Genomic DNA, 12,970 nt, shown 5'->3' with positions numbered 1-12,970 from the left:
GCCGAACCCTAGGCGGGATACCCAGTAATTTTGCGGATGCTCTGGTAAAGCGGTTTGAGCTGCTTGTACATGCGTTGGTACACCTCGCGGTACAAGCGTTCATAGATTTGTTGCGACTGCGGGTTGGGCTCGAACACCTGGCCGACGCGAGTCATGGCAGCAATGGCGGTGGGAAAGTCTGGGTGCAGGCCCAGGCCGACCGCGCAATCGATGGCCGCGCCGAGGCCCGAGGTTTCGTACACATGCGGCCGTTCCGCCGGCAAACCGAAGATATCCGCCGTCAGCTGCATCGCCGCATCGCTTTGCGAGCCGCCGCCAGACACCCGCAGCCGGGTAATTTTGCTGCGCGAGCGCTTTTCGATCTGCTCTTTGCCCTGGCGCAGCGCATAGGCCAGGCCTTCGAGAATGGCGCGGTAGATATGCGCGCGGGTATGCACATCGCCAAAACCGATGATCGAGCCCTTCGCTTCCAGCCCCGGCTCACGAATGCCCGGCGTCCAGTACGGCTGCAACATCAGCCCCATGGAGCCGGCCGGCACACTGTTCACCAACTCATCGAACAACGCTTCGGGCTCGACGCCCAGCTCCTTTGCCCGCTGCATTTCCCGCAGGCCAAACTCCTGCTTGAACCAGTTGACCATCCAGAAGCCGCGGTAAATCATCACCTCGGTGTTGAAGTGATCGGGAATGGCAGCAGGAAAAGGCGGAATCAGCGGCACAGTTTCCAAGTAAGTGCGCCGCGTGGTGTTGATGGTCGCCGTGGTGCCGTACGACAAACACGCCGTGCTCGGCTCCACCCCGCCCGCCCCCAACACTTCACAGGCCTTGTCGGCGCCGGCAGCAATCAGCGGCAAGCCTTCGGGAATGCCGGTATGCCGGGCGGCTCCGGCCGTGATCACGCCCAGGCGTTCGCCGGGTTTGACCAGCTCCGGCAATTGGTTGAGCCGCACCGGCATCGCTTGCCATTTCCAGTCCCTGCGCGCCGCCCATTTCAGGCGTTTGTAGTCGAACGGCAGATAACCGACGCAGCAGGCCACCGAGTCGGCAAAGCGGTCACACAACCGATGGGTCAAAAATCCCGACAGCAACAGCACCTTGTCCGTCTTGGCCCACAGCTCCGGCTGCTCCTGCGCCAGCCAGTTCACTTCGGCCTGGGCACGGAAGTAGTCCACCGTAGCCTCTTCGCGGATCAGCTTGAACAGCCAGCCCCACGGCCCTTTGATTTTGCCGCGCACTTCGGCGCGGCGTTGGTCGAGCCAGAGGATGGCCGGGCGCAGCGGCTTGCCGGCGGCGTCCACGGTGATGATGGTGCCGCGCTGGGTGGTGAGCGACACGCCCTTGATCTGGCGCTTGTCGATATCCACTTGCTGCCACAGCAGGCGGCACGCTTCGCCCAGGCTCTGCCAGTAATACTCGGGGTCTTGCTCAGCCCAGCCGGGGTGCTGCGAGTAGTAGGCCTGCAGGTCCACTTTGCCCTTGCCGAGCAGATTGCCTTCGAGGTCGAACAGCAAGGCGCGCACGCTCTGGGTGCCGTTATCGATGGCCAGCAGGTAGCTTTTTTCGGTCATGGCTTAAGCCTTTTGTTCTTGTTCTGTCGGCAGGCTGTAGCAGCGTTGCCACAGACTTAGGTACTGCTGCTGTTCCTGCTCCCAGCGCGCATCACTCCAGTTCAGCCGCGCCTGGCACAGCGTGCGGATACGCGGCAGGAACTCGGCGGCGCCATTGGCGAGTAGCAGCCCCAGGCGAGTGCGGCGAAGTAGCAGGTCGTCCAGATGCAGCACCAGCTCGTGCTCAGCGGCAAAGGCCAGTTCGGCCCATAACGTGTCGCTGGCGCCGACGCACTCGGTGCCGAGTTCTTCGAGTAACGGCAGCAGCAACGGCAACTCGCAGCCGAAGCGGCCGGCCAGACGCCGCTGTTGGCCGACAGTCAGCGCGGCAAGCTCCGGCACAACCACCGGGCGGAACACGGCACTGCCCGAATCGCTCAGGGTTTTACCCAGCATCGGTGCGCAGGCGCTCAATACTTCCAGGGCCAGCAAGCGGAAGGTGGTCAGCTTGCCGCCGGCCAGGGTCACGCTGCCGGGCTCGGTCCACAGCACATGCTCGCGTTTTTCATCCGACGGTTTAAGGCTGGCAGCCCCGCTGGCCACCACCGGGCGCACGCCGGCCCAAGTGGACAGCACGTCGTGGGCGCCGATCTGGGCGTGGGGAAATTGCTGGGTGCAGGCGCTAAGCAGGTACTCGACTTCTTCGGCGCTGATGCGCGCTTCCAGGTCGATATCATCGCCATGATCGAGGTCGGTAGTGCCGATCACCGTGGCGCCCTCCCAAGGGAAAACAAACACCGGACGGCGGTCGGCGGCATGCATAAAGCTGAACGCATGGGCTAGCGGCAGACGCCAGGCCGGCAGCAGCAAGTGGCTGCCGCGCAGCGGGCGGATATGTTCGCCACCGACCTGTTTGCGCAATCGGTCAGCCCAGGCGCCGGTGGCTTGGGCCACCACGCCGGCCTTGAAGTGGTAACGCTGGCCGCTTTCACTGTCTTCAGCCTGCAGGCCGGTAACGCGGCCATCGGCGCGGGTCAGCTCCAGCACTTTCAGGCCATTGAGCGCTTCGCCGCCGTCGGCACGGGCTTCGCCGAGTACGCGCATCACCAGGCGGGCGTCGTCGGTCACGGCATCGAAAAAGCGTGTGCCGCCCTGCAACTGCTGGTCTTTCAGGCCGGGGGCCAGGTAGTTCAGCTCTGCCTTGGGGAAATACTGGTGCGTGCGTTTGCCAGCCAGAGCGTCGTACACCCGCAGCAAGGTGCCGAACACCTTCGGGCCGGGAAACTGGCCCTCATAGTGCGGCATTACAAAGCTAAGCGGGTCGACCAGACCCGGCGCCTCGCCGAGCAACCGCTGGCGTTCATGCACCGAATCGCGGGTGAGTTTGAACTGGCCCTTGGCGATATAGCGCAAACCGCCGTGCACCATTTTCGAGGAGCGGCTGGAGGTGCCCCAGGCAAAGTCGCGCTGTTCTATAAGCAGGCAACGCCAACCGCGCCGCGCCGCCTCACGCAGAATGCCGGCGCCGCTGATGCCACCGCCGACCACGATCAGGTCCCAGTTACGCGCCGCCAGATCGGCCAGCGCGTGCTCGCGCCAGTCCGCATTCCAGGCGGCTGTCATTTCAGCAATACGCCGGGGTTAAGGCGCTGGTCCGGGTCGAAGTGGTTGGCCATGGCCTGCAACGCCGCGATACCCAACTCGCCCTTCTCCACCAGCAGGTACGGCGCGTGGTCGCGCCCCACGCCGTGCTGGTGGCTGATGGTGCCGCGGTTATTTACCACGGTGCTGCTGGCCAGATGCTTGAGTTTTTTCCAGCGCGCGTGGGTGGTGGCGTAGTCGCTGCCGGGCCGGAAAACATAGGTGGTGTAGATGCTCGACCCTTCGCCATACACATGGGACAGGTGGGTAAACACATGCACCTGCTCGCCTTCGTCGGTCAGGCCGCCGCGCAGGCTGGCTTCGATCTTGTTCAGCAGGCTGTCGACGTTGGCCCAGTCGGTGGCGGTTTCCAGGGTGTCGACGGCATAGCCGGCTTGCCACAGGCCTTCACGCAGGTAGGGAAAACGAAAGCGCCCTTCTGCCCATTTCTTGCCGAGCAAGGTGCCGGTAAATACGCCGCCAAAGCTTTTCAGCAGGCTTTTGGCTTGCTTGAGCGACAAGGCGTTTTGCGCGCGGTTGCCGGTTACGCCAAAGGTGAGCATGCATTTGCCGTCACGCGCGCCGCGCAGGGCCAGGTATTTTTCCAGCCAGGCGATCTGTTCTGGGTGGCCGGCCAGGGCCAACTGGGTTTTGGTTTCGATGGCATTGGACAGGCGCAGCATCGACAGCGGCACCCGGGCCTGGCCCAAAGTCCGAATGGCCTCCAGAGCCTTGGCCCAGGACGGCAGGAACACGGCGTAGAACTTTTCTTCCACCGCCAGCTTGGTGACCCGTACCTGCACCGAGGAAATCACCCCGAAACGGCCTTCCGAACCCAGCACCATTTCGCGCAAATCGGGGCCGGCGGCCGAGGCTGGGAAGGTCGGAATCTGCAAGGTGCCAGCGAAGGTTTCCACGGTGCCGCCGGCAAACAGTTGCTCGATACGGCCATAGCGCAGGGATTGCTGGCCGCTGGAGCGGCTGGCTACCCAACCGCCGAGGGTCGACAGCTCCCACGACTGCGGAAAGTGACCCAGCGTGTAACCCCGGGCGCGCAACTGGCTTTCCACTTGCGGGCCGTTGGCGCCGGGACCGAAGGTGGCGATCAGGCTTTGTTCGTCCAGCTCCAGCAGGCGGCTCATGCGCTCCAGCGACAGGGTGAGCACCGGTTTCTCGCTGGCCTGCGGGTTGATATGGCCAGCCACCGAGGTGCCGCCGCCATAAGGAATCACCAGCACATCCTGCGCCGCCGCCCAGGCCAGCAGCTCACGGATTTGCGCGGGGGTTTCAGGCAGGGCCACGCCGTCGGGGAACACCTCGAAACGGCCTTCGCGCATCGCCAGCCAATCTGGCAGGCTCTGGCCACGGGCATGACGCACGCGCACTTCGGCATCGGTGCTCACCAACGGGTGCACCGCCAGGCGCGAGGCCGGCACCTGGGCCAGCACATCGGCCAGGCTGGCATCGGGCAGCGATTGGCCGGGGCCGATCAGTTCGGCCAGAAACGCGCCGCCATGGGCCGGCAACTCCACCACCGTGGCCTCATCACCCCAACCGTTCCAACGCCGCATGCCTGTCTCCTTGTGCCAGTTTCGAACGTGCTATATGGGTGCCTATACTAGCCAGCCGTTTGAGTACGTCACTGTCGAATCAAGACAGCGCCAGTTGCCAATCAAGACAGTCCACCAAAATAAGAACGACGCCATGCAAGCACTTGGCTACACCTCGGTTCCTGCCCTGCTCAAGTACCTGCGCCACGCCGAACAACTCGGTGTGGATCAAGCCGCTGCCCTCGCCGCTGCAGGCCTTACGCCCGGCGACCTGGACGACAACAGCCGGCGCCTGCCCAGCGAAGCCCACGAAAAACTTCTCGAGCATTTGCTGCGCGAGTCCAACGACCCGCTGTTCGGCCTGCATGCCGCGCACTTCACCCAGCCGGGTCGTGGAGCGTGCTGGGCTATATCACGATGAACTGCGCCACCCTCGGCGAGGCCATGAGCCGCATCGTGCCGTACGAAAAACTGGTGGGTGATATGGGCGTCAGCCGCCTGGAGCCGGCGGGCGATCATTTGCGGTTGATCTGGAGTTGCCGCCATCAGCCGGCAGAAATTCGCCGGCATATGGTCGAGAACGTGCTCACTTCCTGGCTGCTCTATGCACGCTGGATCGCGGACATGAACGCCTCGCCGCGCGAAGTGTGGTTCGAGCATCCGCAGCCGGCCGGCTCTGAATTGGCCGAGTACGAACGGGTGTTTGGCTGCCCGGTGAAATTCGGCCAGGAGGTTAATGCCCTGCTGGTGCCGATGGAATACCTGCAGGTGCCGCTGCGCCAGGCCGACGCCAATTTGCTGCGCACCCTGGAAGAACATGCACTGACGCTGATGGCCGGACTGGACGAAGGCGAGCCGTTGCCACTGCGGGTAAAAAACGCCCTGCGGCTGTTGCTTAAGGATGGTTTGCCGCGCAAGGAACGGGTGGCAGAGAAATTCGAAATGACCGTGCGTACTCTGCAACGGCACTTGCAGTTGGCCGGTACGAGTTACCAGGAAATTCTCGACCAGTTGCGCCAGGAATTGGCCGAACACTACCTCACCCGCAGCACATTGCCGGTGCAGGACATTGCGTATTACCTGGGGTTTACCGAGAGCCGCTCGTTTCACCGCAGCTTCAAGGGTTGGACGGGGATGACGCCGGGGGAGTATCGGGAGGCTAACCGTAGGATGGGTGGAGCGTAGCGATACCCATCGGCGATTTATGCCGGGACCACGATGGGTTTCGGCGCAAGCGCCTCTACCCATCCTACGAAGAGCGGCTTAACTCAGCACTTCGCTGAGTGGGATGAAATTAACGCTCTCCCCTTCACTCAACGTCCGCCCTTCCGGCACTTCCACCAACCCTTCGGCCCACGCCGCGCTGCGCAGCACGCCGGAGCTCTGGTTGCTGTAGAGCACCGCACGCCCGTCTTCAATCCGGGCGCGCAGGTATTCGCGACGCTCACCGGCAGTACGCCAAACAAACCCCGCCGGCACCGGAAAGCGCAGCGGCAGCACTTCTTGCACGCTCATCCGGCGTAGCAAATACGGCCGCGCCAACAGCGCAAACGTGACCAGGCTCGACGCCGGGTTACCCGGCAAACCAATCACCGGCACGCCACGGAAATGGCCAAACGTCAGCGGCTTGCCCGGCTTGATCGCCAGCTTCCACAGCGCCAGCTCGCCCTCTTCTCGCAGCGCATGGCCGAGGAAATCCGCCTCGCCGACCGACACACCGCCGGTGGAAAGAATCAGGTCAACGTTGCTAAAACCGCCCAGGCGTTCGCGGGTGAGTTCGAGGTTGTCCGGCAGAATGCCGCCATCAATCACCTCGCAGCCCACCTGCTTGAGCCATTGGCACAGCAGCGTCCGGTTGCTGTTGTAGATTTGTCCGGGGCCCAGCGGCTGACCGGGCTCGATCAGCTCGTCGCCAGTAGACAGCACCGCCACACGCGGGCGGCGCACCACGTTCAATTTGGCCACGCCGAGCGTTGCGCACAGGCCGAGCTTGATGGCGTTCAAGCGCGTGCCGGTCACCAGCACGGTTTCACCCACACGGGTTTCCTGGCCTTGCGGACGAATGTTCTGGCCAACGCTAAGGGCTTCGGTAAATCGCACGCGGCCGTCTTCGAGCTCCTCGGCGTTTTCCTGCATTTCCACTACGTCGGCACCTTCGGGCACCGGCGCGCCGGTAAAGATGCGCGCGCAGGTGCCGGGCTGCAGCGGTTGCGGTGCCTGGCCGGCGAAGATGCGTTGGGTGACGGTCAGCGGCTCGCCAGTCCAGTCGGCCACGCGCAGGGCGTAGCCGTCCATGGCGCTATTGGGCCAGGGCGGCAGGTCGAGGCTGGCCACCAGCGGCTCGGCCAACACGCGGCCGTGGGCATCGGCCAGGGCCACGCGTTCCACGTCGGTAATCGGTGCGGCTTCGGCCAGCTTCAGCAAGCGCTCCAGCGCCTGCTCAACCGGCAGCAGGCCGGGGCGTTTGGCCTCGCTCATCCGCGCGTCTCGCACGGCGCAGCCTGTTTCAAGTGCGGCACGAAGTTGCACGGGCGGTGACGGTTGTCCAACTGCTCGGCGAGGATGCCGTCCCAGCCGGTGCGGCAGGCGTTGGTCGAGCCCGGCAGGCACACCACCAGCGTGCCATTGGCCAAGCCAGCGAGGGCGCGCGACTGCACGGTGGAGGTGCCGATATCGGCGACGGAAATCTGCCGGAACAGCTCGCCAAACCCGTCGACTTGTTTATCCAGCAGGCAGCTCACGGCTTCCGGGGTGCTGTCGCGGCCGGTAAAGCCGGTGCCGCCGGTGATAAGCACCACTTGCACGGTGTCTTCGGCAATCCAGGTAGCGACCTGGGCGCGGATTTTGTACAGATCGTCTTTAAGCAACACGCGCGCAGCCAGGTTATGGCCGGCAGCGGACAGGCGATCAACAAAGAGTTGGCCGGAGGTATCGGTCTCCAGGGAGCGGGTGTCGCTGACGGTCAGCACAGCGATATTCAGGGGCACAAAGGGTGCTTCAGCCTTGGTGTTCATAGGCTCAATCCGGTTGTAGGGGAGGCAGGTCGGTGTTTATATCACAGCCCTCGCCCTTATCGCGCCAGGAGCGCCCATGACCGATTCGACCACCCTGCCCGTCTGTTCGATTCTGTTGTTAGCCGGCGGCCGCGGCCAGCGTATGGGCGGCGTCGACAAGGGCCTGGTGGCCTGGCGCGGCAAGCCGCTGATCGCCCATTTGCAGGAACTGACGCGGCCGCTGACCGATGATTTGATCATTTCCTGTAACCGCAATCTGCACGTCTACGCGCCGTATGCGGATCAGTTGGTGAGTGACGGCAATACCGACTTTCACGGGCCACTGGCGGGTATTCGGGCCGGGCTGGCCGTGGCGAAACACCCCTGGATGTTGGTGTTGCCGTGCGATGCGCCGCTGGTGGATTTGCCGTTGTTGCACGCCATGGGGCGTTTGGCTGAACAGGCAAAAAAACCAGTGATGTTGCGCCGCGGTGCGCAGTGGGAGCCGTTGTTTAGTGTGCTGCCGACGAGCATTGCGCCGGGAGTGGAGCAGGCGTGGCAGGCGGGTAAACGCAGCCCGCGCCAGGTGTTTGAACTGCATGGGGCGGTTTATCTGGATTTGGCTGAGGATGATGCGCGGCTGGCCAATCTGAATACGCCGGAGTTGTTGGCGCAGGCGGCAATCTCTGCCCGCCACTGAACTTGACCGTTAGGCTTGCGTCTCATGCAGCGTAAAAATGCAGCAGACCTGAGTCTGCCTATAACGGAGAAAAACCCATGAATCAGCGGATTATTCCCGCCTTTGCTTTGGCCTTTGGCCTCGTTGCCCTCGCCGGTTGCGCCTCGCCCTCGGTGATCACCCTGAATGACGGTCGCGAGATTCAAACCGTCGACGAACCGGAATACGACAGCGACTCCGGCTTCTATCAATTCGAGCAATTGGATGGCAAACGCACCAAGGTCAATAAAGACCAGGTACGTACCGTGAAGGAACTCTAAGGCGTGACGAAAAAGGGTTAGCCCACGTAAGAAAATTTTCCGGCTAACCCCTTGTGCGCTAAAACTTTTTCAGTAAAATCTGGCCCCATTCGGAGTGTAGCGCAGCTCGGTAGCGCGTCTCGTTCGGGACGAGAAGGTCGCAGGTTCGAATCCTGTCTCTCCGACCAATCCCTGAAAAACCCGCCCTCTTGGCGGGTTTTTTATTGGCCGCGTTTTCGCCTTTAATGAACACGGCGAAACCAGCCCAATCTTTCCTTTATCGAGAATAAACATGAGCGCAGAAAAAACCGTAAACGGTTATGTGATCAAGCAGATCGGTGCCGGTAATTGGTGGGTGTGTGCAAGCTCTGGCGAGCAAGTTGCCGGGCCATTGCCCAGCGAGAAAATGGCCTGCGAAGTGGCCGAAGTATTCGAAGACACTCCGCCGCCTCCGCGCCGCCGTGGCGAAAAAGACGACGACTAATCGTTAACGCAGAAACGCCGCGACCTGGTCGGCTTCAAACGGCCAGTTCAGCTCCGCGCCGCTATCACAGCGGCGCAATACCGGAATACGCAAACCGTAGAGCTCCACCTGCGCTTCGTCGTCGCCGATATCAATCAGCTCCACCAGCAAACCGTGCTCGACAAAGGGCATGAGCAGCGCTTCGGCCACTTCACAGAGATGACACCCTAGGGTGCCGAACAGTTGGCATTCGGGAAGCATCGCTGCGCCTCAAGGAAAAAGTTGAGGCGCAGTTTAGCCGAGTCACACGTCGCTGGCAGCGGCCGTGGTCTGGGTTTGCGGGGTGATCAGGCCTTTGAGGCCGTCGAGCAGGCGGTCGTTGAGGGTTTGCGCCTTGTCCAGATCGTCTTGGCTGAAGCGGTCGTCCAGGCTGAACGCGCCCTTGAGCAGATCAGACATGGTTTTCGCCGGATCGCTCGAAATGCTGCTGGCGCTTTGCAGGCCATCCACCAAGCTCTTGGCGTAATCCTGCAGGGCGCTGTTACCGGCACCTGCCGCACTAGTGCCGCCGGCCACGGAGCCATAGGTTTCGGTGGCGCGTACGCTGGCGGTGGTCAGGTTCAGCGACAGGCTGGCCAGTTGGGTGCCGTTGATATCCAACTTCACCGCCTGGTCAAACGCGCCCTGCAAGTCACCGGAATAGAACTTGTCGGAAATATCGGAGACCTTACCGAACAAGTCTTTCAGCGAGGCCAACTCTTGATCATTGAGGTCGCCATCCACCTGCACCGAATAGCCCGCCACCTGAATGGTTTTGGTCGATGACGAACTGCCGTCCGCCGACGTGGTGCTGTCGCTGGACGAGGCATTAGCCGCACGAATACTGACTTTGTCGCCTTCCAGCGTGGTCAGATCGAGGCTGAAGCTCTGCGCCTGGGCCTGGGAATTGCGGCTGCTGTAGTCGCCGGTGATCGACGTGGTGTCGCCCGTGCCACTGCTGGTCGACGGCACGCCCAGGCTTTCGCCCAGCTTGTCCAGGCCAGCGGTAATTTTGTTGAAGGTCTCTTCGATATCGGAGGCAATCGTGCCGCCCAATACGCCGAGGCCATCGAGAATTTTCTTGGCCTCGTCAAAGCCTTGCTGCACGCCTTTACGGGCTTGCGCAAGCATATCTTGCAGCTCGGCGGGGTCGGCGCCGGCAGCGGCCTTGGCTTTGATGCTGCCTTCGACGAAACCGAGAATGCGGTCGGCAACCTTGTCCGGCGTGTAGTCGCTGGACTTGCCGCTAATGTCGCTGGCCTTCAGGCCGAGCTTGTCGGCCAGACGGTTGGCTAGGGTTTTTTGCGGGTCAATTGCGCCACCGGTAGTGGACGCTTTGCCAATATTGCTGGTGTTGCCAGCGCGCAAATTGGCTGGCAGAAAGGCAGCAGAAGAAGTAGCCATGGTCGTTTTCCTCGACAGGACATCTGCAAGGTTGACGGCGCCGTTTGGCAAAAGTTGAGGGCATTTCGCCATGAGACCGACCGATGGTCCTACGTCCCACCAGGAAAATTCAGCGCTAAACCCCAGCGGCGTCCAATAGCACCAACGCTGCGGCTTTGGCCTCGGCTGCCTGCTGACCCGGTCCCATCAGGTGCGCCATATCCACTGCGCCTTCAAACAAATACTGCAGCTGCCGCGCCAGCACCGCCGGTTGAGCGACTTCCAGACGCTGCAAGGCGCTCTCGAAATAGTCCGCCAGATGGCGTTTCTGCTCGGCGGCTTGTTGGTGCACCGGGTGCGACCGATCAGAAAACTCCGCCGCCGCGCTCATAAACAGGCAGCCGCAAAAATCCTCCTGCTGTAACCACGTCTGCAAACCGTCGAAAGCACCGAGCACGGCCGCACGCGGCTCAACGTGTTCGCGGGCGTAATCGAGGGTGCGGCGAATTTCGCCAAAGCGCGATTCCAGGGCGGCGACGATCAATTCGTCCTTGGATTTGAAGTGGTTGTAGAGGGTCATTTTCGCCACGCCCGACTCGGCCAGAATGCGGTCGATGCCGGTGGCGTGATAGCCCACGCGGTTGAACAGCGACAGGGCGGTTTCGATCAATTGCTCGCGTTTGCTTGCTGCCATGTAAGGCCTCCTGAGGGCCGCCATTATGCGCGGGCCTCGTCAGCCGCTGAAAGGTATCGGCTGGGTGTGGGAAATTTTTACTTGAAATAGACAGACCTGTCTATCTAGTATCTATCACACAACCCAACCACAAGAGTTAACCGCTATGCGTCTTTACGATATGGAACTGTCCGGCAACTGCTACAAAGTGCGCCTGTTTCTGAGCTTGATTGGGCAGACCGCGCAATTGCAGAGCGTGAATATTCTCGGCGGCGAGCACCGTGGTGACGATTATTTGCAGATCAATCCACGGGGTTTGTTGCCGGCGCTGGAAGACGAAGGTGCGATCGTGGTCGACTCCCAAGCCATCCTCACCTACCTCGCCCGCCGTTACGGCGCCGAAAGCTGGTTGCCTTTGGAACCGCTGCGCCAGGCTCGCGTGGCCTCGTGGCTGAGCTTTGCCGCCCATGAAGTGCACCAGGGCCCGAATATGGCGCGCCTGCACAAAAAATTCGGCATGCCCATTGATGTGGCCAAAGTCACCACCGCCTCGCTGGCCACTTTGGCTCTGCTCGACACCCACCTCGCCCAGCATCACTGGCTGGCAGAAGCGATGCCCCGACCATCGCCGATATCGCCGTGTACCCCTACGTAGCGCTGGCCGGTGAAGGCGCTATCGACCTCAGCCCCTACGCTCACGTCCAGCAATGGTTCGGTCGCCTGCGCGAGCTTCCGGGCTATATCGGCATGCACGGTCTGTAATCACCGTTTAGGGAGCCACGCCATGCGCTCGTACCATCTGTTATTGCTGATGCTGCTCAGCCTGCCCAGCTTTGCCGACGGCCTGCGGTTCAGCCTGATCAAAACCTCGCAGACCGAAACCCTCGACGCCTTTACCTACGAGGGCGGCAGCTGGACCGACAAGGTAAAGGTCAACCACACCGCCGTGCTGATCCAGCACCACGCCGCCACGCTGCTCTTCGATACAGGGCTGGGTCGCCAGGTGGACAGCCAATTCGAAGAAATGCCGGCCTGGGACAAACCCTTGCTGCAATATGGCCCGGTGACGCCGGCGCGCGACCAACTGGACCGCGACGGCATCCGCATCGACCGCATTCTGCTGTCCCACGTGCACTGGGACCACGCCTCGGCGTTGGTGGATTTCCCCGAGGTGCCGGTGTGGGCGCCCTATGAAGATATCGAGTTCAGCCATATCTCCACGCCGCCGGCCGTGCTGCCCAGCCAGTTCAAGCACAACGTGAAATGGCGCCCCTACGTGCTGGAGCCCGAGCCCTTTATGGGCTTTAGCGAAAGCCTCGATTTGTTTGGCGACGGCAGCTTGGTAGTGGTGTCGCTGCGTGGCCATACGCCGGGTTCGGTGGGGCTGTTTCTGACCCTCGAAGACGGGCGGCGCTTCTTTTTTACCGGCGATGCCAGCTGGCGCCTGGAAGGCTTTACCGGGCCACACGAAAAATTCTGGTTTAGCCGCAACATGGTCGACAACGACCGCGAACAGACGGCCAACGTGCTGAAAACCGTGCACGATCTGGCAGTCAACAATCCGAAACTGATCATCGTCCCGGCCCACGACGCCGCCGTGCAGGACAAACTCGGTTATTACCCGCAATGGGTGCAGTAGAGCGGCGCAAACGCCCGGCAGACTAAGGTCTAAAGGGCGGAAGTCTTTTCCTCGTGCTTAGATT

12 protein-coding genes, 1 tRNA gene and 2 pseudogenes are annotated in these 12,970 nt (G+C 62.0%); 7 read left to right on the top strand and 8 right to left on the bottom strand.

Features of this window, described 5'->3' with window-relative positions:
• Positions 1 to 8: 8 nt before the first annotated feature.
• Genes AC0V2S_RS08580 through AC0V2S_RS08570 form a run of 3 tightly spaced genes read right to left on the bottom strand, consistent with a single transcriptional unit; the run spans position 9 to position 4,759 of the window.
• A complete protein-coding gene (locus AC0V2S_RS08580; protein WP_475509369.1) occupies positions 9 to 1,568 on the bottom strand; it encodes an FGGY-family carbohydrate kinase in 1,560 nt (519 codons plus the stop codon).
• Between the two features lie 3 nt (positions 1,569 to 1,571).
• On the bottom strand, positions 1,572 to 3,170 hold the full coding sequence (locus AC0V2S_RS08575; protein ID WP_475509368.1) for a glycerol-3-phosphate dehydrogenase/oxidase: 1,599 nt from the start codon (positions 3,168 to 3,170) through the stop codon (positions 1,572 to 1,574).
• Positions 3,167 to 4,759 (bottom strand): FAD-binding oxidoreductase, encoded by a 1,593-nt coding sequence (locus tag AC0V2S_RS08570; protein WP_475509367.1) that lies wholly within the window; start codon positions 4,757 to 4,759, stop codon positions 3,167 to 3,169. Before AC0V2S_RS08570 ends, AC0V2S_RS08575 begins: the two co-directional genes overlap by 4 nt.
• A gap of 133 nt (positions 4,760 to 4,892) precedes the next feature.
• Here AC0V2S_RS08570 and gliR point away from each other — a divergent pair.
• Positions 4,893 to 5,923, top strand: a pseudogene (gliR, locus tag AC0V2S_RS08565) (AraC family transcriptional regulator GliR).
• Positions 5,924 to 6,001: 78 nt separating this feature from the next.
• Here gliR and AC0V2S_RS08560 read toward each other — a convergent pair.
• Positions 6,002 to 7,216 (bottom strand): molybdopterin molybdotransferase MoeA, encoded by a 1,215-nt coding sequence (locus AC0V2S_RS08560; RefSeq protein ID WP_475509366.1) that lies wholly within the window; start codon positions 7,214 to 7,216, stop codon positions 6,002 to 6,004.
• Entirely contained in the window at positions 7,213 to 7,752 is a 540-nt protein-coding gene (moaB, locus tag AC0V2S_RS08555; RefSeq protein WP_475509365.1) for a molybdenum cofactor biosynthesis protein B, read from the bottom strand. The genes AC0V2S_RS08560 and moaB overlap by 4 nt, the downstream gene beginning before the upstream one ends.
• Before the next feature lie 76 nt (positions 7,753 to 7,828).
• Between moaB and mobA the strand changes: the two genes are divergently transcribed.
• The 4 genes from mobA to AC0V2S_RS08535 all read left to right on the top strand — a co-directional run bounded on the left by mobA (position 7,829) and on the right by AC0V2S_RS08535 (position 9,193).
• A complete protein-coding gene (mobA, locus tag AC0V2S_RS08550; RefSeq protein ID WP_475509364.1) occupies positions 7,829 to 8,431 on the top strand; it encodes a molybdenum cofactor guanylyltransferase MobA in 603 nt (200 codons plus the stop codon).
• 77 nt (positions 8,432 to 8,508) lie between these two features.
• Positions 8,509 to 8,730: a YgdI/YgdR family lipoprotein gene (locus AC0V2S_RS08545; protein ID WP_475509363.1), complete on the top strand. Its 222-nt coding sequence runs from the start codon at positions 8,509 to 8,511 to the stop codon at positions 8,728 to 8,730.
• Between the two features lie 90 nt (positions 8,731 to 8,820).
• Positions 8,821 to 8,897 (top strand) — tRNA-Pro (locus AC0V2S_RS08540).
• Between the two features lie 104 nt (positions 8,898 to 9,001).
• Entirely contained in the window at positions 9,002 to 9,193 is a 192-nt protein-coding gene (locus AC0V2S_RS08535; RefSeq protein ID WP_108097376.1) for a hypothetical protein, read from the top strand.
• Positions 9,194 to 9,196: 3 nt separating this feature from the next.
• On the opposite strand, the gene AC0V2S_RS08530 is transcribed toward AC0V2S_RS08535, so the two are convergent.
• The 3 genes from AC0V2S_RS08530 to AC0V2S_RS08520 all read right to left on the bottom strand — a co-directional run bounded on the left by AC0V2S_RS08530 (position 9,197) and on the right by AC0V2S_RS08520 (position 11,288).
• Complete coding sequence (locus AC0V2S_RS08530; protein ID WP_475509362.1) at positions 9,197 to 9,433, bottom strand: glutaredoxin family protein; 237 nt, start codon at positions 9,431 to 9,433, stop codon at positions 9,197 to 9,199.
• Positions 9,434 to 9,475: 42 nt separating this feature from the next.
• Positions 9,476 to 10,615, bottom strand: a complete 1,140-nt coding sequence (locus AC0V2S_RS08525; RefSeq protein WP_475509361.1) for a DUF5610 domain-containing protein — start codon at positions 10,613 to 10,615, stop codon at positions 9,476 to 9,478.
• 115 nt (positions 10,616 to 10,730) lie between these two features.
• On the bottom strand, positions 10,731 to 11,288 hold the full coding sequence (locus AC0V2S_RS08520) for a TetR/AcrR family transcriptional regulator (RefSeq protein WP_475509360.1): 558 nt from the start codon (positions 11,286 to 11,288) through the stop codon (positions 10,731 to 10,733).
• Between the two features lie 145 nt (positions 11,289 to 11,433).
• On the opposite strand from AC0V2S_RS08520, the pseudogene AC0V2S_RS08515 reads away from it, so the two are divergent.
• Positions 11,434 to 12,029, top strand: a pseudogene (locus AC0V2S_RS08515) (glutathione S-transferase family protein).
• A gap of 22 nt (positions 12,030 to 12,051) precedes the next feature.
• Positions 12,052 to 12,906, top strand: coding sequence for an MBL fold metallo-hydrolase (locus AC0V2S_RS08510; protein WP_475509359.1), 855 nt, complete (start codon positions 12,052 to 12,054; stop codon positions 12,904 to 12,906).
• The last annotated feature ends 64 nt before the right edge of the window (positions 12,907 to 12,970 follow it).

It is taken from the genome of Pseudomonas sp. CC11G (assembly GCF_056174845.1).
This window is presented reverse-complemented; position numbering and strand designations above follow the sequence as displayed.

What these genes read in the sequence shown, in the direction of transcription:
- mobA (WP_475509364.1), top strand. Translation starts at nt 7,829, where the DNA reads ATGACCGATTCGACCACCCTGCCCGTCTGTTCGATTCTGTTGTTAGCC.
- AC0V2S_RS08510 (WP_475509359.1), top strand. Translation starts at nt 12,052, where the DNA reads ATGCGCTCGTACCATCTGTTATTGCTGATGCTGCTCAGCCTGCCCAGC.
- AC0V2S_RS08545 (WP_475509363.1), top strand. Translation starts at nt 8,509, where the DNA reads ATGAATCAGCGGATTATTCCCGCCTTTGCTTTGGCCTTTGGCCTCGTT.
- AC0V2S_RS08520 (WP_475509360.1), bottom strand. Translation starts at nt 11,288, where the DNA reads ATGGCAGCAAGCAAACGCGAGCAATTGATCGAAACCGCCCTGTCGCTG.
- AC0V2S_RS08530 (WP_475509362.1), bottom strand. Translation starts at nt 9,433, where the DNA reads ATGCTTCCCGAATGCCAACTGTTCGGCACCCTAGGGTGTCATCTCTGT.
- AC0V2S_RS08570 (WP_475509367.1), bottom strand. Translation starts at nt 4,759, where the DNA reads ATGCGGCGTTGGAACGGTTGGGGTGATGAGGCCACGGTGGTGGAGTTG.
- moaB (WP_475509365.1), bottom strand. Translation starts at nt 7,752, where the DNA reads ATGAACACCAAGGCTGAAGCACCCTTTGTGCCCCTGAATATCGCTGTG.
- AC0V2S_RS08560 (WP_475509366.1), bottom strand. Translation starts at nt 7,216, where the DNA reads ATGAGCGAGGCCAAACGCCCCGGCCTGCTGCCGGTTGAGCAGGCGCTG.
- AC0V2S_RS08535 (WP_108097376.1), top strand. Translation starts at nt 9,002, where the DNA reads ATGAGCGCAGAAAAAACCGTAAACGGTTATGTGATCAAGCAGATCGGT.
- AC0V2S_RS08580 (WP_475509369.1), bottom strand. Translation starts at nt 1,568, where the DNA reads ATGACCGAAAAAAGCTACCTGCTGGCCATCGATAACGGCACCCAGAGC.
- AC0V2S_RS08575 (WP_475509368.1), bottom strand. Translation starts at nt 3,170, where the DNA reads ATGACAGCCGCCTGGAATGCGGACTGGCGCGAGCACGCGCTGGCCGAT.
- AC0V2S_RS08525 (WP_475509361.1), bottom strand. Translation starts at nt 10,615, where the DNA reads ATGGCTACTTCTTCTGCTGCCTTTCTGCCAGCCAATTTGCGCGCTGGC.